Source organism: Halanaerobacter jeridensis (assembly GCF_016908315.1).
Taxonomy (GTDB): domain Bacteria; phylum Bacillota; class Halanaerobiia; order Halobacteroidales; family Halobacteroidaceae; genus Halanaerobacter; species Halanaerobacter jeridensis.
Genome location: NZ_JAFBDQ010000008.1, coordinates 119706 through 141574, shown reverse-complemented (window position 1 = coordinate 141574; position 21869 = coordinate 119706). Strand labels below are relative to the sequence as shown.

At 33.7% G+C, this 21869-nt stretch carries 20 protein-coding genes; all 20 read left to right on the top strand.

What is annotated here, in order from left to right:
* The first annotated feature begins 105 nt into the window (after positions 1-105).
* Entirely contained in the window at positions 106-1437 is a 1332-nt protein-coding gene (gene glnA / locus JOC47_RS09350; RefSeq protein ID WP_204701809.1) for a type I glutamate--ammonia ligase, read from the top strand.
* A 130-nt stretch (positions 1438-1567) separates the two neighbouring features.
* Positions 1568-2020 (top strand): DUF441 family protein, encoded by a 453-nt coding sequence (locus JOC47_RS09345; RefSeq protein ID WP_204701808.1) that lies wholly within the window; start codon positions 1568-1570, stop codon positions 2018-2020.
* 48 nt (positions 2021-2068) lie between these two features.
* A complete protein-coding gene (locus JOC47_RS09340; protein WP_204701807.1) occupies positions 2069-2482 on the top strand; it encodes a flavodoxin family protein in 414 nt (137 codons plus the stop codon).
* Positions 2483-2545: 63 nt separating this feature from the next.
* Positions 2546-2968: a YwiB family protein gene (locus tag JOC47_RS09335; RefSeq protein WP_204701806.1), complete on the top strand. Its 423-nt coding sequence runs from the start codon at positions 2546-2548 to the stop codon at positions 2966-2968.
* A 4-nt stretch (positions 2969-2972) separates the two neighbouring features.
* Entirely contained in the window at positions 2973-4637 is a 1665-nt protein-coding gene (gene argS, locus JOC47_RS09330; RefSeq protein WP_204701805.1) for an arginine--tRNA ligase, read from the top strand.
* A gap of 673 nt (positions 4638-5310) precedes the next feature.
* The gene (gene pyrG, locus JOC47_RS09325) at positions 5311-6909 is read left to right on the top strand and encodes a CTP synthase (protein WP_204701804.1); all 1599 of its coding nucleotides are present in this window, start codon (positions 5311-5313) and stop codon (positions 6907-6909) included.
* 437 nt (positions 6910-7346) lie between these two features.
* Positions 7347-8081 (top strand): hypothetical protein, encoded by a 735-nt coding sequence (locus JOC47_RS09320; RefSeq protein WP_204701803.1) that lies wholly within the window; start codon positions 7347-7349, stop codon positions 8079-8081.
* Between the two features lie 88 nt (positions 8082-8169).
* Positions 8170-8811, top strand: coding sequence for a hypothetical protein (locus JOC47_RS09315; RefSeq protein WP_204701802.1), 642 nt, complete (start codon positions 8170-8172; stop codon positions 8809-8811).
* 56 nt (positions 8812-8867) lie between these two features.
* Entirely contained in the window at positions 8868-9722 is an 855-nt protein-coding gene (gene fba, locus JOC47_RS09310) for a class II fructose-1,6-bisphosphate aldolase (RefSeq protein WP_204701801.1), read from the top strand.
* Positions 9723-9795: 73 nt separating this feature from the next.
* On the top strand, positions 9796-10779 hold the full coding sequence (glpX, locus tag JOC47_RS09305; protein WP_204701800.1) for a class II fructose-bisphosphatase: 984 nt from the start codon (positions 9796-9798) through the stop codon (positions 10777-10779).
* A gap of 111 nt (positions 10780-10890) precedes the next feature.
* A complete protein-coding gene (locus tag JOC47_RS09300) occupies positions 10891-11898 on the top strand; it encodes a sodium:calcium antiporter (RefSeq protein ID WP_204701799.1) in 1008 nt (335 codons plus the stop codon).
* Positions 11899-11910: 12 nt separating this feature from the next.
* A complete protein-coding gene (gene rho / locus JOC47_RS09295) occupies positions 11911-13164 on the top strand; it encodes a transcription termination factor Rho (protein ID WP_204701798.1) in 1254 nt (417 codons plus the stop codon).
* Positions 13165-13325: 161 nt separating this feature from the next.
* Positions 13326-13529 (top strand): 50S ribosomal protein L31, encoded by a 204-nt coding sequence (gene rpmE, locus JOC47_RS09290; RefSeq protein ID WP_204701797.1) that lies wholly within the window; start codon positions 13326-13328, stop codon positions 13527-13529.
* A 57-nt stretch (positions 13530-13586) separates the two neighbouring features.
* Positions 13587-14456, top strand: coding sequence for a DUF1385 domain-containing protein (locus JOC47_RS09285; protein WP_204701796.1), 870 nt, complete (start codon positions 13587-13589; stop codon positions 14454-14456).
* 18 nt (positions 14457-14474) lie between these two features.
* Positions 14475-15563 carry a peptide chain release factor 1 gene (prfA, locus tag JOC47_RS09280; protein ID WP_204701795.1) on the top strand — a complete coding sequence of 363 codons (1089 nt, stop codon included), beginning with the start codon at positions 14475-14477 and terminating at the stop codon, positions 15561-15563.
* Between the two features lies 1 nt (position 15564).
* On the top strand, positions 15565-16422 hold the full coding sequence (gene prmC / locus JOC47_RS09275) for a peptide chain release factor N(5)-glutamine methyltransferase (protein ID WP_204701794.1): 858 nt from the start codon (positions 15565-15567) through the stop codon (positions 16420-16422).
* Positions 16423-16568: 146 nt separating this feature from the next.
* Positions 16569-17570, top strand: a complete 1002-nt coding sequence (locus tag JOC47_RS09270; protein ID WP_204701793.1) for a C39 family peptidase — start codon at positions 16569-16571, stop codon at positions 17568-17570.
* A 23-nt stretch (positions 17571-17593) separates the two neighbouring features.
* Complete coding sequence (locus tag JOC47_RS09265; protein WP_204701792.1) at positions 17594-18808, top strand: CdaR family transcriptional regulator; 1215 nt, start codon at positions 17594-17596, stop codon at positions 18806-18808.
* 171 nt (positions 18809-18979) lie between these two features.
* The gene (locus JOC47_RS09260) at positions 18980-20113 is read left to right on the top strand and encodes a glycerate kinase (protein ID WP_204701791.1); all 1134 of its coding nucleotides are present in this window, start codon (positions 18980-18982) and stop codon (positions 20111-20113) included.
* A 17-nt stretch (positions 20114-20130) separates the two neighbouring features.
* Positions 20131-21867: an alpha-amylase family glycosyl hydrolase gene (locus JOC47_RS09255; RefSeq protein WP_204701790.1), complete on the top strand. Its 1737-nt coding sequence runs from the start codon at positions 20131-20133 to the stop codon at positions 21865-21867.
* Positions 21868-21869: the final 2 nt, after the last annotated feature.

Genomic DNA, 21869 nt, shown 5'->3' with positions numbered 1-21869 from the left:
AAATAATTATATCATATCAAAGATAAAAAATTAAGGTGAAGTACTTGCTTTCTATCTAGAAGTAATGTGCTTTACTAATAAAATATCACAATAGGAGTGAGTAATTTGAGTTTAACTAAAGAAGATGTATTGCAGAAGGCAGAGGAATTAGACGTTAAGTTTGTAAGATTGCAGTTTACTGATATTTTAGGAGTAATTAAGAATGTAGCAATTACAGTAGACCAATTGGAAGAGGCATTAGACGGAGAGATTATGTTTGACGGTTCATCTATTGATGGATTTACAAGAATTCAAGAATCAGACATGAAATTGAAGCCAGATTATGACACATTTACTATTTTCCCTTGGCGACCTGAAGAAGATGGTACAGTAGCAAGATTGATTTGTGATGTTTATATGCCAGATGGTACTCCATTTGAAGGTGGCCCGCGAAATGTTTTACAGAATGCATTAGATGAAGCTGCAGAAATGGGATATGAGATGTATTTAGGTCCAGAACCAGAATTCTTCTTATTTGAAAAAGATGAAGAAGGAGAACCAACAACTATCACTCATGATAATGGTGGTTATTTCGATCTAGGGCCAATTGATGAAGGACAAGATGCACGAAGAGATATGGTAATTGCTCTAGAAAAAATGGGCTTTGATATGGAAGCTTCTCACCATGAAGTAGCACCAGGGCAGCATGAAATTGACTTTAAATATGAAGATGCTTTAAAGACTGCTGACAATATTGCTACGTTTAGATTTGTAGTTAAATCAATTGCTAATCAGCATGATTTACATGCTACTTTTATGCCGAAACCTATTTTCGGTGAAAATGGTTCAGGAATGCATATGAATCAATCTTTATTTAAAGACGGAGAAAATGCATTTTATGATGAAAGTGATGAATTAGGCTTAAGTCAAACTGCTAAATATTATATTGGTGGATTGTTAGAGCATGCTAATGCTATTGCAGCTGTAACTAATCCAACTGTTAACTCTTATAAAAGATTAGTTCCAGGTTATGAAGCTCCAGTCTATAAAGCTTGGTCTGCTTCTAATCGTAGTGCACTAATTAGAATTCCTGCTGCTAGAGGTGCTGGTACAAGAGTAGAAATGAGAAATCCTGACCCAGCTGCTAATCCTTATTTAGCAACTGCTGTGATGTTAAAAGCAGGTTTAGATGGAATTAAAAATGAAATTGAACCACCAGCAGAAGTTGTAGACAATATCTTTGCTATGAGTGCTCAAGAGAAAGAAGAAGCAGGAATTGAAAGTTTACCAGGTAATCTTCATGAAGCTGTTAATGAATTATTAAGTGATGAACTAATTCAAAAAGCTTTAGGAGATCATGTTTTAGAACACTTTGTAGAAGCTAAAAGATTAGAATGGGATGTTTATAGAACACAAGTTCATGATTGGGAATTAGATCAATATCTAAAAACATTTTAATTATTAAAAAGATAAATAATTTTTACAGCAGGCTGCTAAAAAGTGGCCTGCTGAATTGTTTTTTGTGTCTGATTATCTTATAATAGTGATAGATAATTTTATAAGAGTATTAGAAAGGAAGTTTTAATTGATGCAGGCAAATATATTGTTGATTATAGTAGGTGTTTTAGGGGTTATAGTAGATAATCAATCATTAATCATTTCTGGTTTTGTACTTTTATTATTAAGGGTATTAGAATTAGATGATGTATTAAAGACGATTGATAATTATAGTGTGAAAATTGGTATTATACTAATTATGTTAGGGGTTTTAGCTTCTTTAGCTATTGGTAAACAAGATTTTAGTATTTTACTAGAACGCTTAAGAGAACCATTGACTTTACTAGCTTTAGTGATGGGAATACTGGTAACACAATTTACCCGAGAAGGTATTGATTTGTTTGCTGCTGATCCGACAATTACAATTGTTTTAGTAATTGGAATTATTATAGGAGTAGCTTTCTTTAACGGTATGCCTAGTGGACCATTAATTGCTGGAGGGATTACAGCGGTAATTTATCAATTAATGAGTTTTATATTTTAGAACATAGTAAAATTTTGGATGATATTGTTAAGTTTGGGGGTGAAAAAAATGAAGCGAGTATTAATAGTTTATTCAACTAAAAAAGATTTAAAAGAATTGGCCCAAGGATTAGAAGAAGGTTTTGAGAAGAATGGAGCCCGGGTTGATTTAGAAAAAGCTGGTCGGCGAGAACGGCCTTTGAATTTATCTAAGTACAATTTAGTCTTGTTTGGTAGTCCAGTCTTAGGATTTTTCGGAGGTAAGATAGATAATGCTATCGGAGAATTTTTAAAAGATTGTAAAGGTACTACAGGACAGAAAGCTATGGCTTTTGTTAATTCAAGCTTAATAGGTAGTAGTAAATCTTTAAAGAAGGTAATGAAAGAATTAGAGGTTAAAGGTTGTATGGTTTATGACTTTAGGTCCTTTAAAAATGCAGCTGCTGCTAAAAAATATGCCCAAAAAATTAATCTTGAAAATTAAACTCTAGCTTTATATAATTAATTATTGTTGTAATCCAAATATTAGTTTTATGGAGTTGATACTTTGAGTCAAGCAGTCAGAATTAATGTTGAAAGTAGTCAAGATGATGGTTCGGAACAAGAAGAGATAACAACTCAAAGTACTGGTGAATTATATCAAAAACGCGGTACCTACTATTTGAAGTATGAAGAAACAGCCGAAGGTTTAGAAGGAGTTAAAACAACAGTCAAAATAAAAGAAGAAGAAATAACTTTAATCAGGCAAGGTCAAGTGAGAACGATTCAGAATTTTGTTCCTGAATCTAGGACTCAATTTGATTATAAAACACCTTATGGTACTTTAAATTTAGCTTTGGAAGTAGAAGAATTTGATTTAGATATTAATGAAAGAGCTGGAGAAATAAACTTAGAGTATGCTGTTTATAGTGAAGAGGGGTTAGTGAGTAATAATCAGTTAGCTATTAAATATTTTTGTGAGGGGGATTAGTTAGATGTCTGTAGTACAAGAAGTGCGAAATGATTTAAAAGATGCGCTTAAAACCGCTGTTAATAGTAGTCAAGAATTAACAGTAGAGACAGTTCCTGAAATAGAAATTGAAGAACCGCGAGAAGAAGAACATGGTGATTATGCTACTAATATTGCGATGGTGTTGTCAGGACAAGTTGGGATGGCGCCTCGTCAAATTGCTGAGATGATAGTAGAAAAGATAGACTTAGATATTATAGATGAGGTAGAAGTAGCGGGACCGGGATTTATTAATTTTTATTTAAATAATAATTGGCTCTATCGAGTGATTGAAAAAGTTGATCGCACAGGTGAGCAATATGGTGCTACTGATTTAGGTGAAAATCAAAAAGTCCAGATTGAATTCGTCAGTGCTAATCCAACTGGTCCTTTACATGTAGGACACAGCCGCGGTGCTGTAGTTGGAGATGTACTAGCTAATATTATGGAAACAGCCGGTTTTGATGTTAGTAAAGAATACTATATTAATGATGCTGGAAATCAGTTAGAAATTCTAGGTAATTCAGTAGCAGTGAGATATCAACAATTGCTTGGTGAAGATGTTGACCTTCCTGAAGATTCTTATCAGGGAGAATATATTGAAGAGATTGCTCAAGAAATATTAGCTGAAGATGATGGCGAACATTTAGCTGATGCTAAAGAAGGGAATATAGAATATTTCCGTGAATTTGCTTATGAAAAGATGTTAGAAAATATCGGGACTGATTTAAATGACTTTGGTATTGAATTTGATAATTGGTTCAGTGAACGCAGTCTGCACCCAGATGCGATTGAAGAAGTAATTGCTGAACTTAGAGAAAAAGGTTTAGTTTATGAAGAAGAAGATGCTCTATGGTTTAAGTCAACAGAATTTGGTGATGATAAAGATCGAGTTGTGGTTAAGTCAGATGGGAGCTATACTTATTTAGCCCCTGATATTGCTTATCATAAAAACAAACATGACCGCGGCTTTGACCAAGCAATTAATGTTTGGGGAGCAGATCATCACGGTTATATAGCAAGAGTACAGGCTGTAATAGAAGCTTTAGGTTATGGTTCAGATTGGTTAGAAGTTATCTTAGTACAGTTAGTTAATTTACTGCGTGATGGTGAAACTGTTAAGATGTCTAAACGGGCAGGAGACTTTGTTACTTTGCGTGATGTAGTAGATGAAGTAGGATTGGATGCTGCGCGTTATTTCTATGTGATGCGTGATACTGACAGCCATTTAGATTTTGATTTAGAATTAGCTAAAGAGGAATCTAAAGACAATCCTGTTTATTATATTCAGTATGCTCATGCTAGAATCTGTAGTATTGAGGATCAATTAGCTGATGAAGGTTATGAGATTCCAGATTTAGATGAGGTTGATTTAAGTCACTTGACTTCTGATATTGAACTGGACTTAATTAAAAAGATAGCTCAATATCCAGCTGAAATTGCAGAAAGTGCCGGCAGTAAAGAACCTCATCATATAGCTCGTTATGCTTATGATTTAGCTAGTTTATTCCATAAATTCTATAATAAATGTAGAGTATTAGGAGAAGATGAAGAATTATTAAAAGCTAGAACTGCTTTAGTAGAAGCAGTTAAACAAGTATTGTTAAATGTGCTTGATATTTTAGGAATTTCTGCTCCAGAGAGTATGTAAACAAAAAAGGGGATGGGTTATTTATGTTAAAGCGATTATTAATTATTTTAATAAGTGCGGGCACAAGGGGCTTCTATCCTCTAATTAGTCCATCTCAAAATCTAAGAATAGATTACTAGACTAGAAAACCTAGGGGGGAGACCCTCTAATTTTCTAGTCTTTTTCTATATAAAGTGGCACTTTCAGTGCAACTTTATGGCTAGAAGTAAGTAGTTAAAAACATAAAATCAAGAGGCACAATCAAAAAAATAAGCAACCTCACTTTAAGACAATCCCTGCCCCCGCTATTCAAGTAAGACTGCCTTGGATTAAGATAAAATTGTTTTACAGCGACTTTAAATCTAGTTTGTAAATGAGTCTTAATGAAGTGAAATTAAAGTGAATTTTGTATTACTTAATTTAAATTTAAATTAAGTTAAATTCAATTTAATTGAACGAATTTAGACGAATAAAACTAGATTTATAAGCGAAGAAACAATTTTATCTTCTACCAGCAAGCTACACTTTATATAGATTAGATGTCTGATGTTTAAATTTTAATTGAGAATTTCGGACAAGTAGTATACAATAGTTAAAGTTGAGGATTAAAAATAAGATTATTAAATCTCAGGTGTATTTTAAAAAGTTATAATTTTTTAGACATTAATTTTCTTACTATATAAGGAGGATATAAATGACAACAAAGTATATTTTTGTAACAGGTGGAGTTGTTTCAGCGTTAGGGAAAGGAATTACTGCTGCTTCTTTAGGTCGATTACTAAAGGAGAGAGGTTTGAATGTCACAGTTCAAAAGTTAGACCCTTATATTAATGTTGACCCCGGTACAATGAGTCCTTATCAGCATGGAGAAGTTTTTGTAACGGACGATGGAGCAGAAACTGATCTTGATTTAGGACATTATGAACGTTTTATTGATATTGATTTAAATCAATATTCAAATGTAACTACAGGACAGATTTATTCTTCGGTAATTGAAAAAGAAAGAAGAGGAGATTATTTAGGTGGGACAGTCCAAGTAATCCCTCATATTACTGATGAAATCAAGTCGAAAATGCAGCGTTTAGGTGATGAAGAAGAGGCAGATATAGTATTGGTTGAAATTGGAGGAACAGTTGGAGATATTGAAGGGCAGCCATTTCTAGAGGCAATTCGTCAGTGTAAGAGTGACTTTGGCCCTGAAAATGTAATGTATATTCACTGTACATTAGTGCCTTATTTAAAGGCGGCGGGAGAGTTAAAAACTAAGCCAACGCAGCATAGTGTCAAAGAACTGCGAAGTTTAGGAATTCAGCCTGATGTAATTGTCTGTCGATCTGACCGTCATTTAACTGAAGAGGTTGAAGAAAAAATAGCTTTATTCTGTGATATTGATAAAGAGGCTGTGATTGAACTAAAAAATGTGGACTGTATTTATGATGTACCATTAGTAATTGAAGATGAAGGATTAGCTGATATTACAATTGAAAAACTACATTTAAAATCTAAGATTGAACAGCCTGACTTATCAGGTTGGCGTGATCTGACTAATAGAATTAAAAATAGAGATAATACTACTAAAATTGCTATGGTCGGAAAATATGTAGAATTACAAGATGCCTATATTAGTATTGTTGAAGCTTTAGATCATGGTGGAATTGCTAATAATGCTGAAGTAGATATCAAATGGGTTCATTCAGAAGAATTAGAAGCAGGTAATGTAGCAGAACATTTAGATGATGTAGACGGTATTTTAGTTCCGGGAGGATTTGGCGATCGCGGTATTGAAGGTAAAATTAAAGCAGTTCGCTATGCTCGAGAAAATAAAGTTCCTTATTTAGGGATTTGTTTAGGCATGCAGTGTGCTGTAATTGAATATGCTCGTAATGTTTGTGGCTTAGATGATGCTCATAGTTCCGAATTTGCTGATACAGTAGATCCAGTAATTGATTTAATGCCTGACCAAAAAGATATAGAAAAGAAAGGCGGTACAATGCGCTTAGGTATAGACCCTTGTAAATTAATTGAAGGCAGTACTAGTCGAGATTTATATCAACAAGAAGTGATTTATGAACGTCACCGCCATCGTTATGAATTCAATAATCATTACCGTAAGAAATTAGAAGAAGAAGGGATGTTATTAGCGGGAGTTTCTCCTGATGATAGATTAGTAGAAATTGTAGAGGTAGAAGATCATCCGTGGTTTGTAGCCAGTCAATTCCATCCGGAGTTTAAATCAAGACCAAATGATCCTCATCCAATGTTTAAAGGATTTATCAAGGCAAGTATGCAATAAAGAAAAAGAACTGTATATATACTGCGCACTTAATTAACTTGAAGCAAAGAAAATAATATCTAATTTGATTTTTATAGCTGTGAGACGTAAGTGATTTTCAATGAGAACTTGCGTCTCGCAGCTATTTTTTTAATTTAACCATAAAAAAGCTACATAGCCTACAAAAACTGGAGAAAGAAGCAGTAAGAAAAATAATAACATTTTTATAACACCTGTTAAAATCTCTTTAAGTATCATTTTATTTATGCTTAAAAATAAGCAGTGCACCTCCCTTATATATTTTTACATTTGTATCAAGTTAATTGTTTGTTTTTCTTGTTTATTCTCATCTTATTAAGCAAAAGGCTAAAACATTCTAATGAAAAATTCAGATTTCTCCGTATATCTTTTCAAAATAATGGTAATAATATTATTAAAAGATATCTGGAGGGATAACGATGAAATACAAAGTAGTTATTTTAGTTACTTTAGTTAGTTTGTTCTTAAGCTCAAACTTTATTTTAGCAGCAGAGGTAAGTGGTAAAATTGTAGCAATTAATGAAAATGAAGAGACTATATTATTAAAGGAACAGCAAGGTGTGAAAGAATATAAGTTAGGATTTAATGCTCAAATCAGATTAAATGAAAAGATTGTTAAATTAGCTGCTTTACGTCCCATAGATTATAAAAGCTTTTGTGAGGCGCAACTGCAGTTGAATCAAGTTGGGGAGATAACTGCTGTTAATGCTGCTTATAGAGCATTAGAGATTGTAGTACTGCAAGTTGAGAAAGAGTACATAACAGTTAAGAAATTGGATACTGGTCTCACTAGAAATTTCAAGGTCACTGAAAAAGTTAAAATGAAAAGAAACAATCTTAAAGTTAATTCAGAAGATATAAGAAGAGGAGATAAAGGATTAGTTATTTTAGGGTTGGATAACCAATTACAAAAGATAATGCTTTATAACTATGAGGTATATGGAATTTTAAAGGATAGTAATCCTCATACTAGAGAAGTTGTTTTGAATACAGGAACTCGTTTAGAGCCGAAGTATAAAACTTTAAAGTTACCGTTACAGACTAAAATCAGATTTAAAGAACATTTCATAAAGTTTAAAGATTTGACTGCTAACATGTGGGTTAAGGTAGAAATTGATAAATCCATTCAACAAGTAGTAGTTAGAAAAATTTAATCATTTAAGAGGTATTTAACTTTTAATCTAGAACTATAAAATTGAAGCAAGACCCAAGTTCAAGAGTAAAGTAATGGGGGTGGTTAAGTTGTTAGCAGAATATAATACAACTCTAGCCTGGCGCTGTCCGATTTGTGGAGAATTAAGCCCAGACGAGATTAATATTTTTGATTTTTCGGGAAATAATAAATTAGACTTGAAGTGTGACTGTGATTTTGTTAAAGTATCTATAGATAGAATGAAAAATAAATACTGTTTAGAGTATACTTGTATCTTTTGTGAAAGTCGCCATAGTATTTTATATAGTCCTGAAGAATTTTGGAATAATCAAATAAAACAAATTAAATGCTTAGATATGGGAGCAGAATTGGGATATTTAGGTCCTCAAGATAAAATTAATAGTTTTTTAGAGACAGAAGAGGAGTTAAATCATATTTTAAGCGAGTTAGAGGTTAAAGACTATTTTTATCAACCTGAAATTATGTTATCTATTTTAGATGAGTTACAATCAATTGCTGAAAGTAGTAATTTAGTCTGTCAATGTGGTAATTTAGATATTGATATTGAAATTTTACCGCAGGAATTAAGACTGATTTGCGAAAATTGCCAAGGTACAACAACTATTAATACTGAAACCCAAGAAGATTTACAAGTCTTAAAGAAGATGCAGAAAGTTAAAATCTTAGAGGGGGTAGTTAGTGCTCTAGAAGGTGCTAGTAAGCAGGGCTAGTTAATAAAACATAAGCATATATATTTTATCTAAAACCCTAAGGAGGTTATATTAATATGCCATTAGTTAACATGACAGACATGTTAGACAAAGCGTTAGAAGAAGATTATGCAGTGGGACAATTTAACATTAATAATTTAGAGTGGACTCAGGCAATTTTAGAGGCTTGTGAAGAAGAGAATTCCCCAGTTATTTTAGGTGTTTCTGAAGGAGCTACTAGTTATATGGGTGGCTTTAATACTGTTGTTAATATTGTAGAAGGATTATTAGAAGATATGGAGATTACTATTCCAGTAGCAATCCATTTAGATCATGGTGGAAGTTTTGAAAGTTGTAAGAAAGCAATTGATGCAGGTTATACTTCTGTAATGATTGATGCATCCCATGATCCGTTTGAGGAAAATATTGAAACTACTAAAAAAGTTGTAGAATATGCTAAGAAACATAATGTATCAGTTGAAGCTGAATTAGGAACTGTAGGTGGCGAAGAAGATGGTGTGATTGGTGGTATTAAGTATGCTGATCCACAAGAATGTAAAGAACTAGTTGAGAGAACTGGTATTGATGCTTTAGCACCTGCTTTAGGTTCAGTACATGGTCCTTATCAAGGCGAGCCTGATTTAGGATTTCCAGAAATGAAAGAAATCATGGAAGCAACTGGTGTACCACTAGTTTTACATGGTGGAACTGGTATTCCAAATGAAGATATTAAGAAAGCAATTAATCGCGGAACTTCTAAAATTAATGTTAACACTGACTTCCAGCAAGCATGGACAAAAGTTGTACGTGATTTACTTGCTGAAGATAAAGATGTATATGATCCACGAAAGATTATTGGTCCAGGTAAAGAAGGTATTATTGAAACTGCTAAGAGGAAAATTGATATCTTTGGTAGCGCTAATAAAGCGTAACTTTAATAGAGAAAAGGAGCAGAAATTTTTTCTGTTCCTTTTTTCTTTTTAATATTTTGGAGGGAGAGTATAAATGCAAAGAGAACTAGCAATTGAATTTGTAAGAGTGACTGAAGCTGCGGCTATTGCCTCTGCTAGATGGATGGGACGAGGCGATAAAGAATCTGCTGATCAAGCTGCAGTTGATTCTATGCGTGGTATGTTAGATACAGTTGATATTGATGGTGAAGTTGTAATTGGTGAAGGAGAAATTGATGAAGCGCCAATGTTATATATTGGAGAGAAGATTGGTACTAGAGATGGAGAGGTACCTAAAGTAGATATTGCAGTAGATCCGCTAGAAGGAACAACTATTATTGCTGAAGGTAGAAATAATGCTCTATCAGTATTAGCTGTAGCACAGCGGGGTTGTTTTCTGAATGCTCCTGATATGTATATGAATAAGATTGCTGTTGGTCCAGCTGCTAAAGGTAGTATTGATATTGAAAAGTCAGCTCAAGAAAATGTAAAAAGTGTTGCTGAGGCTATGGACAAGCCAGTTAAAGATGTTACAGTCTTTATTTTAGATAAAGAAAGACATAGAACTGAAGGTGGACTAGTAGATCAAGTTAGAGAGATAGGGGCTAAAATAAAATTAATTCCTGATGGTGATGTAGCAGGAGCTTTAGCTACTGGTTTAGAAGATACTGGAGTTGATCTCTTAATGGGAATTGGCGGTGCTCCTGAAGGAGTATTAGCTGCTGCTGGATTAAAATGTTTAGGTGGCGAAGTACAAGCTCGATTAGTACCTAAGACCGAAGAAGAGGTGCAGCGGGCTAAAGAAATGGGGCTTGAGGATGTCGAAGCACCACTGAGAATGGATGATTTAGCAACAGGAGATAATATTATTTTCTCTGCTACAGGAGTTACTAATGGAGAGATGTTAAATGGTGTTAGATTTGATGAAGAAAAGGCTAAAACGGATTCATTGGTAATGCGCTCTAAAACTGGTACTTTAAGATTTGTTAAAGCTGTGCATAAATTAGACCAAAAACCACTGCCGAAAGCTAAAAAATAATATAAAAGAGTTGATATAATAGATGTAATAATAATATAATATCTAGGAGGTGAAAAACCTGGTTATATACCTAAATTTATTGTTGCAAAGATAGTATAACCAGGCTGGGAATTGCTTAATTTATGGTTGATTTTTGGAATTTCAGCGTTAGCAATTATTATTTCCGGTACTAAGTTGTCTGAGTATGGAGACATAATTGCTGTTAAGACTGGAGTTGGCGAGGCCCTAGTTGGAGGTATTTTAATTGCTGCAGCAACTTCACTGCCAGAACTGATTACTAGCTCTAGTTCAGCGTTATTTGATGCTCCTAATATTGCAATTGGAAATTTGTTTGGTAGTAATACATTTAATTTAATGATTTTAGCCGTGGCAGATTTGTTTCACGGACCAGGTCCTTTCTTATTAAAGGTTCACACCCGCCATATTTTATCTTCACTATTAGGAATTTTACTATCTGCTTTAGCTTTATTTTTTATGTTAGCTAATTATGTGACTACTTTTCAGTTTAGTATATATAATATTGGATTGGGTGCTATAATTATATTAATTACTTACATTTTTGGTGCTAGATTAACTTATTATTATGAAAAGAAAAGAGATGTTGAAGAAAAAGAAGAGGAAGTGCTTGATTTAGGGATTTCACTGCGGAAAGCTGCTCTAGGTTTTGCTTTATCTGCCTTAGTGATTGTTATAGCTGGTGTGGCTTTATCTTATTCTGGAGATAAGATTGCTGCAATGACTGCTTTAAATCAGACTTTCATGGGTACTATTTTAGTGGCAGCAGCAACTTCGTTACCAGAAGTAGTAGCTGCTATTAGTGCAATTAGAATTAATGCTTATGATATGGCAGTAGGTAATGTATTTGGGAGTAATATCTTCAATATGACTGTAATTTTTGCGGCTGATGTGGCTTATGGAGGTGGGCCAATCTTAAGTTCTATTTCATTGGCTCATGGTTTAACAGCTTTATTAGGCTTGATTTTAGCTAGTATTGCTACAATTGGACTATTCTATCGATCTGAAAAAACATTTTTAAATATAGGTTGGGACGCTATTTCAATTATTGTGATTTATTTCTTTGGAGCATACTTACTCTTCCAAATCGGAATTAATTTTTAAGGAGGAAATTTGATGAATATTGCAGAACTAGAAAAAAAGACGATTACTGAATTACATGACTTGGCGAAAGATTTTGATATTACAGGTTATAGTCGACTGAAAAAGAAAGAGTTGATTTTTGAACTATTAAAAGCAGAAACGGAACAGGGAGGACTTATTTTTGGAGAAGGGGTTTTAGAGATTTTACCTGATGGTTATGGATTTTTAAGACCTTCCAAATATGTTCCTAGTGCTGATGATATTTACATTTCGGCTTCACAAATTAGACGTTTTGATCTGCGTAATGGTGATGTTGTTTCAGGGCAGGTACGGCAGCCTAAAGATAACGAACAATATTTTGCTTTATTAAGAATTGAGGCTGTTAATTATCAAGACCCAGAATTGGCTCAAGAAAGACCCCACTTTGAGGATTTAACTCCCTTATATCCCCAAGAAAAAATAACTTTAGAACATGACCCTACTGAAATTTCTAGTCGTTTAATTGATATCGTAGCTCCAATTGGGAAAGGGCAAAGGGGCTTGATTGTAGCACCACCAAAAGCAGGTAAGACTGTTTTACTAAAAAAGATTGCTAATAGTATTAGCGCTAATTTTCCTGAATCTAAGTTAATGATTTTATTAATTGATGAACGACCAGAAGAAGTAACAGATATGCAGCGGTCTGTAGATGCAGAGGTGATTAGTTCTACCTTTGATGAACCACCGCAAAATCATATTAATGTTTCAGAATTGGTCTTAGAAAAAGCTAAGCGCTTAGTAGAACAGAAGCAAGATGTGATTATTCTCTTAGATAGTATTACTCGGCTAGCAAGAGCTTATAATGTTAATATTCCTTCTAGTGGAAGAACTTTGTCTGGTGGTTTAGACCCAATGGCTTTGCATAAACCAAAGAGTTTCTTTGGCGCAGCTCGGAATATAGAAGAAGGCGGTAGTTTAACTATTTTAGCCACTTCTTTAGTTCAGACTGGTAGTAGAATGGATGATGTGATTTATGAAGAGTTTAAGGGAACAGGAAATATGGAACTACATTTAAGTAGAAAATTAGCCCAAAAGAGATTATTCCCTGCTATTGATGTTAATCTATCGGGAACTAGAAAAGAAGAACTATTATTATCGGAAGAAGAATTAGATACAATGTGGCAATTAAGAAAAGATATGAGCGATTCCTCTTCTGTTAAGATAATAGATTCCTTTATTAAACAGTTGAATGCTACTGAGAGTAATGAAGAGCTGTTGGCTTCTTTAAAACAGTATTTAAATAACTAACTCAGTTGCAAAATTGGATTAATTATGTTATACTTGAACGGGTGAAGTTGATTAAAAGGCATTTTTGGCAACAATTTTTTGAAATTAAATATCTAAAATGCTATAATTATAACATCTAAAATGTTTAGCATAAAGATAAGACATAAAAAGAGGTGATTTAAATGAAGAAAGATATTCATCCTGAATATGAAGACGCTACTATAACTTGTGCATGTGGTGAAGAATTTGAAACTAAGACCACAACAGGTGATATGAGAGTAGAAGTTTGCTCTAATTGCCATCCTTTCTATACTGGAGCTAATCAAAATAAGGGTGCTCGTGGCGGTCGAATTGAACGATTCAAGGAAAAATATGGTCTTGAATAATCAGAGTAGCAGGGCATCCGCTCTGCTATTTTTATATCTTTTTTAGGAGGGAAACTTATGCCGCAAAAACAGTACGGCGGTCAAGCAGTGATTGAAGGAGTTATGATGCGGGGTAATGACAATATTGCTGTAGCAGTAAGACAGGAAGATGGAGAGATTACTACTAAGGAATTGATGTTTAATCCTTGGACTAAAAAATTCAAATTTTTAAAAGCTCCGTTTGTGAGAGGTGTTTTTTCTTTATTTCAATCCTTGATTTTAGGTATGAGAGCATTAACTTTTTCGGCTAATCAATTTGCTGAAGAAGAAGAAGAACTAACCTGGTGGGAACTAACCACTAGTATTGGAACTGCACTTGTTTTAGCTATTCTACTTTTTGTAGTCATTCCTGCTTCTGTAATTGAAGTAATTAAAGCCTATATAGATTCTAATCTAGTTTTGAACTTAATTGAAGGTGTCATGAAAGTAAGTGTGTTAATACTTTATATATTATCTATTTCGCAGTTAAATGATATCAAGCGTGTTTTTCAGTACCACGGTGCTGAGCATAAAGTAATTAATAATTATGAATCTGATTTAGATTTAAAGGTAGAAAATGCTAAAAAGTTTTCTACTTATCATCCTCGCTGTGGAACAAACTTTTTATTAATCGTGATGATTGTTAGTATTTTATTATTTTCATTTTTTGGTCGTCCTGCTTTAATTAACCGAATTTTAATTCATATTGCTTTACTGCCTATAGTAGCAGGAGTTTCCTATGAATTAATTAAAAAAGCGGGACAAAAGGATGCTAATAAATTATTTAAATGGGCTGCAGTGCCAGGACTATATTTGCAGCGCTTAACTACTTCTGAACCAGATGATAGTCAATTAGAAGTAGCTATTAAGTCTTTAGAGTCTGTTATGGAGAATGAAAAAAGTAATTGATTTTTAAGGGGGTTAACCATGGATTTTGATATTGAAAAGTGGGTTGATAAATTAGATAGTGTAGTAGATAGATATAAAGAAGTGGAACAATTGTTAAGTGATCCAGAAGTAATTAATGATCAAGAGAGATTTCAAAAGTTATCGAAAGAATATTCTCGTCTGAAAGATATAGTTAATAAATATGAAGAATATCAAGAACTACGTGATAATAAAGAAGAAGCCGAAGAAATTTTAGAAATGGCTGATGATGAAGAGATGGTTGAATTAGCTAAGATGCAGTTAGAGGAAGTAGAACCTAAATTAGATAAGATATCAGAAACGCTACCATTAATGTTAATTCCAAAAGACCCTAATGATGAAAAGAACGTTGTAGTTGAGGTGCGGGGTAGTGCTGGTGGAGATGAAGCTAATATTTTTGCAGGCGATCTGTATCGGATGTATAGTCGTTATGCTGAAGAAAAAGGCTGGGATGTAGAGATTATGAGTTCTAGTGCTTCAGAGATGGGCGGCTATAAAGAAATTATCTTTGTCATTGAAGGTAAAGGAGCTTATAGTTACTTAAAGTATGAAAGTGGTGTACATCGTGTACAGAGAGTTCCTAGTACTGAATCTAGTGGTCGAATTCATACTTCTACAGCTACTGTAGCTGTCTTACCGGAAGCTGAAGATGTTGATATCGATATCAATAAAAATGATTTAAAGATTGAGACTTATCGTTCTAGTGGTCCTGGTGGTCAGAGTGTAAATACAACTGATTCAGCAGTAAGAATTACACATGAACCAACAGGAGTAACTGTTTCTTGTCAGGATGAGAAGTCCCAGCATAAGAATAAAGATAAAGCAATGAGAATTCTGCGAGCTAGAATTCAAGAAAAGATTGAAGAAGAGCGGCAGAAAGAAGAAGCAGAAAAAAGACAGAGTCAAATTGGAAGTGGAGGGCGTAGTGAGCGAATTAGAACTTATAACTTCCCACAAGGTCGAGTTACTGACCATCGTATCAATCTAACAACTCATCAGTTAGAAGCTATCTTAGATGGTGAATTAGATGAGTTAATTGAAGCCTTAGTAACAGCAGACCAAGTCGAGAAATTAAAGCAGGTGGAATAAAGTGCCTAAGCTGAATATTAAAGAAATTTTAGATAAAACGGTTGATTATTTTGAGAAATATGATATTGCTCAGCCGCGCTTAGATGCGGAAGTCTTATTAGCAGATTTGTTAGATATGGAGCGAATCAATCTCTATGTTAATTTTGACCGACCTCTAAGTCCTGATGAAGTAGATACTTATCGTGAACTGATTTTAAAACGTCGTCAAGGTACGCCAGTTGCTTATTTAGTAGGGGAAAAAGAATTTATGGGTTTGAAGTTTAAGGTTAATTCTGATGTCTTAATTCCCCGTCCTGAAACTGAGCATCTAGTGCAAAGTATTTTAAATAGAATAGATACTTGGGAAGAAGAGGAAGTAAAAATTGCTGATATAGGAACTGGTAGTGGAGCAATTATTATCAGTATTGCTAAATTAGCAGATAAATTAGTGCAGGGAATAGCAATTGATATTTCTGAGTCTAGTTTAGCAATAGCCCAGGAAAATGCTGCTAATTTAGAAGTTGAGGAGCAATTAGAATTTAAAGAGGGAAATTTATTAGAGCCTCTAGATGAGAAAGTAGATATTATAGTCTCTAATCCGCCCTATATTCCTTCTGGTGAGATAGATGGTTTGCAAGAAGAAGTACAGCAGGAGCCAAGTTTGGCCCTTGATGGTGGACAAGATGGTTTAGATTATTATCGTAAGATTATTGATCAGGCTGTAGATTATTTAACTACAGATGGATTAATAATCTTTGAAGTAGGTATTGAACAGAGTCAAGATGTAGCGGATTTATTAAAGAAGAGAAATTATTCTAATATTGAAATAAAGAAAGATTATTCTGATATAGAGCGGGTAGTTTTAGCAAAATATAACTAAATTAATTTTAATTTTAAGGTGGCTGAGAAGCCATCTTAATTAAATTATTTAGAAAAAAATGTAAACGGGCTTGATTTTATCCAGATAATTTAGTATAATTTTACCAGGAAAATATTGTAATTATTATAGGGATTAGAGGTGAAATTATGGTTGGTCAATTCACTAAAAGCACGGGTAAGTTTTTTGTGAATCTATTACTTTTAACTTTAATTTTGAACTTTTTTATTTTGATTGTAGGTGAAGATTTAGAACAGAAACAGGCAATTATCAATGCTGCAGATTTAAGAATGAATGTAAACAGTAGTAGACAAGGCCAATCTGATTTGAATGCAAATAGAAGCACTAAAAAGATAAAAGCTAATAATAAATTGATTACAAATAAAAAGATACAGATCCAGGGGACTGTTGAGCAAGATATCAAGCAAGTAGTTGTTTTTTCTTCAAATAATATGGATGTCTATCGGGCTGATGTACGAAATAGTACTTATGAGGTTAATTTATCTTTTAGTACTCCTGGGACTAAAGAAATTAATATTGTAGGCTTAGATGAAAAAGGAGAAGTGGTAGATAGTCTTATCCGCAAGGTTGATGTTTACGAAGTTGAAAAACATTTGATTCATGATATGCCTTATTTTTATCAATATAATAATGATTATTTCCCTGCTAGTACTTGTCAAAATACTGCTATAGCAATGGTTCTTAAGTACTATGGTTGGCAGGGGAATCCTGATAAAATAACAAAAACATTCGGTAAGATGAAAGCTCAATATGGTGATGGTTTTTCTGAAGTATTTAATCATTATGCTCGGAATAATAATTTAGATATTAGAATTAGGAATAATGTTAATATTTCACCGCGCTATATTGAAAATCAATTAAAAGAGGGAAAACCAGTAGTAGCGCACGGTAAATTTACGAGTTATGGTCATATTATTGTCTTAGTAGGATTTGATGATGAGTATTATTATGCTAATGATCCAGCCGGAAAATGGGATCAAGAGTATAGAGGAGATTATAAACAGCGAACAGCTGAAAATGGTAAGTATGTGCGCTATAAAAAAGAGAATTTATTAAGAGCTATGGAACGCAGAGTTGGATTATGGATTCATGAAGTTTACACTGTAGACAGTAGATTAGCAAATAAGTGATCAATAGTCTTGGGGGTATTCTAATGAAGATAACAGAAAATCTAGCCTCTTTAATTGTAAATAGAACTACTAAACTTTTAGGTAAGAATATTAATATCATGGATGAAAATGGATTGATTATTGGTAGTGGAGATAAAGAACGCATTGATCAATTTCATGAAGGTGCAGAAAAGGTTATTTCTAGTGGAGACCCTTTAGAGATTAGCCATAGTGATGCTCAAAATTTAAAAGGTGTTAAACCAGGCATTAATTTGCCCATTGAATTTAATGAGCAGATAGTGGGAGTAGTAGGAATTACTGGTGCTCCTGATAAGATTAGAGATTATGCAGAATTAGTTAAGATTACTGCTGAACTAATGCTGCAGCAATCAGTGTTAGAAGAAGAGATTAGATTAGAGGATCGAGCCCATGATAATTTTATTCAAGATTTAATCTCTTTAGATGAAGATGATGATAAAGAGTTTATTAAAACTCGAGCAGAAATATTGGGTTATAATATGATGATTTCCCGAGTGGCTGTAGTAATAGGAATTGATAACTTTTGGGAGTTTGCTTATCATAAACTAAATAAAAAGGAAGAAACTGTTGATGAAGGGATTTATATTCAACAGCTCAAGAATCAGATTTTAAGTGAAATTAAAGACTTGCTCTACCAAGACCAACAAGATATGATTTCGATGGCAGGGAATAATAATTTCTTAGTTATCAAGAGCTTTCATGCTGAATTAAAAGCAGTAGATAAAGAAGAGTATTTATTTGATCTGGCAGCTAAGATTAAGGAATTATTATCAACTAAATATGATTTAAACTTAACTATTGGCATTGGGAATTATCACCCAGGAATAGAAGGAATCAGTAATTCTTTTTCTGAGGCTAAACAGGCTAGAGAGATTGGGGCCAAGCTTTTTGGCAGCGATGATATATATCATATCAATGAGCTAGAAATAGGTAAATTATTAGAGGAAGTATCTCCTGCAACTAAAAAGTGGTTTAGTAAGATTACTTTAGGTACAGCCCAGAATAGAGATGATTTAGATGAGACCTTAGTAGAGACATTAGATATATTTTTTGCTAATGATTTAAATGTTAGTCAAACAGCTCGGAAATTATATATTCACCGTAACACTTTATTATATCGTTTAGATAAGGTTAAAGATAAGACAAATTTAGATCCCCGGCAATTTTCTGATGCCCTACGCTTAAAATTAGCTTTGATGATAAGAGAGTATAATGAATAATTTAATAAAATGCACAAAAAAAGAGCTGTTTACAGCGCTTTTTTTGTTTAAAAAGTATATAGTAATTTAATATTAAATTGGGTATAATTTTATTGAAAGTAAGTAAAGAGACTAATTTCTTAATTAAGAAGTTAGTCTCTTTTATATTGGATTTATTATGGAGGTGAGATCGTGAGAGTAATCATTGCCCCAGATTCTTTTAAAGGAAGTTTAACAGCTTCCGAAGTAGCTGATGCAGTTAAAATTGGGATCAATAGATATGATGAAGAAATAGAAACAATGAAAGTTCCCTTGTCTGATGGCGGAGAGGGGATGGTAGAAGCTTTGGTGGCTGCTACTGGTGGAGAAATTATTGAAACTAAAGTTAAAGATCCTCTAGGTCGCGAACGAGAGAGCTATTTTGGGATTTTAGGAACTGGAGAAACAGCTGTAGTTGAAATGGCAGCAGCATCAGGATTACCCCTCTTAGAAGAAGCAGAATATAATCCATTGGAAACTACTACCTATGGAACCGGACAGTTGATTGAAAAAGCATTGGACTATGATATTTCTAAATTAATTATTGGTATTGGTGGTAGTGCTACTAATGATGGTGGAGTAGGTATGGCCCAAGCTTTAGGAGGACGGTTTCTTGATCAAGCAGGTCAAGAAATAGATGGTACAGGAGCTGGATTAGCTGATTTAGCAACAGTTGATTTATCTGATTTAGACCCTCGCTTAGAAGAAATAGAAATTGAAGTAGCTTGTGATGTAGACAATCCGTTAGTGGGAGAAAATGGTGCAGCTCATATTTACGCCCCGCAAAAAGGTGCTTCTGCTGGCGATGTAAAGAGATTAGACCAGAACTTAGAACATTTAGCAACAGTGATTAAAGAAGAATTAGGCCAAGAAGTTAGTCAGCAACCAGGAGCCGGAGCAGCCGGCGGTTTAGGAGCTGGACTTTTAACTTTTTTAGATGCTGAATTGAATTCAGGAATTGAAATTGTAAGTGAGACTCTTAATTTGGGAGCTAAGATTAAAGAAGCTGATTTAGTAATTACTGGTGAAGGAGCCTTAGACCATCAAACTGCTAATGGCAAAGTTCCAGTTGGAGTTGCAAAAGTAGCTCAAGAATTTGATGTGCCGGTAGTTGCTATTGCTGGAACAGTTAAAGAGGATGCTAAACAATTATATAAGTCAGGTATAGATGGAATGACAAGTATTATTTCTGCGCCAATTACTCTACAGGAATCTATGGCTCAAGCGGAGGAATTAATAATAGAAACTGTAATTAGAGTAATGCATCTATTGGATATTAATATATAATAAAGGAGTGAGTGAGCATGGCAGAGCTAAATTTAAGTGATGATTTAGCAGCAAGAATAAAAAATAAACTAGAATTTTTATATGATAATCAGAGTAAAGAATATTTTGATAAAATATTAGAATTAATGACCGAATATAAGCCGCAGATAGAACAACAAGATCGCAAAGATTGGGTTGATGAAGAAGATTTAATTCTAATTACATATGGGGATAATATTCAAGAGGAAGATAAAGCTCCCTTACAATCACTAAAAGAATTTGTAGATGATTATTTTTCTAATCTTGTGTCTGGAATTCATATTTTGCCTTTCTTCCCTTATTCCTCAGATGATGGATTTTCAATTATTGATTATAAAGCTGTAAACCCTGAATTTGGAGATTGGTCAGATATTAATCAAATTAGTGAAGATTATCGGATGATGTTTGATGCAGTGATCAATCATATTTCGGCAGAGAGTGATTGGGTTGAAGGTTATTTAAATGGTGAAGATGAGTATGAAGACTTCTTTATCGATGTAGACCCTGAGATAGATTTATCCCAGGTAACAAGACCACGGGCCAAGCCGTTATTAACTGAGTTTGAAAGCAGTGAAGGAACAAAGCATTTATGGACTACCTTTAGCCCTGACCAAGTAGACCTTAATTTTTCTAACCCAGAAGTTTTACTGCGAGTAATTGAAATCTTATTATTTTATGTGACGCAAGGCGCAGAAATTATTAGATTAGATGCTATTGCTTATCTTTGGAAAAAGATAGGTACAAGCTGTATTCATTTAGAAGAGACGCATCAAGTCGTTAAGTTAATGAAAGATATCTTTGCTGCTGTAGCCCCTGAAGTAATTATTATTACTGAAACTAATGTACCTCACGAAGAGAATATTAGTTACTTTGGTAATGGTGATGATGAAGCTCAGATGGTATATCAATTTAGTTTACCACCTTTAGTTTTACATTCTTTTGTTAGTGGTGATGCTAGTTACTTATCAGAGTGGGCGGCTGATATTGAGGCTCCTTCAGAAGAGACTACTTTCTTTAACTTTTTAGCTTCTCATGATGGTATTGGCGTCAGACCAGCTGAAGGTATTTTAACAGAAGAAGAAATTCAAGACTTAGCTGACCGAGCTGTAGAACATGGAGGAGCAGTCAATTATAAGACTAATAGTGATGGTTCTAAGAGTCCTTATGAGTTAAATATTACTTATGTAGATGCCATTATTGATGAAGATGAAGATTTAGATACCCAAGCGAAGAAGTTTGTTGCATCACAGTCAATCTTGTTAGCAATGGTAGGAGTACCAGGGATTTATATTCACAGCTTATTAGGATCTAGAAATTATGAGCAAGGGGTAGAAGAAACAGGGCGTAATAGAACAATTAACCGCGAAAAACTTAAGCGAGAGCAAGTAGAAGAGGAATTAAATGATCCTCATACTCTAAGATCTAAAGTATATAAGGAGTATAGTAAATTGATTGAATTAAGAAAAGAAGAGAAAGCCTTTCATCCGAATGGTAAACAAGAGGTTTTAGACACTAATGAAGCAGTATTTTCTTTATTAAGAAGTCATGAAGAAGAGGCATTACTTAGTTTGCATAATGTATCTGGTGAAGAACAAAAGGTAGTAGTTGATTTAGCAGAATATGGTATGGGAGATAGAGAAGAATTTAAGGATATTATAGCGGAAGAAGAGGTAGATGTGCAAGGCAAGCAAGTACGGCTAAATTTAGCTCCTTATCAAGTTAGATGGTTGAAGTAAAT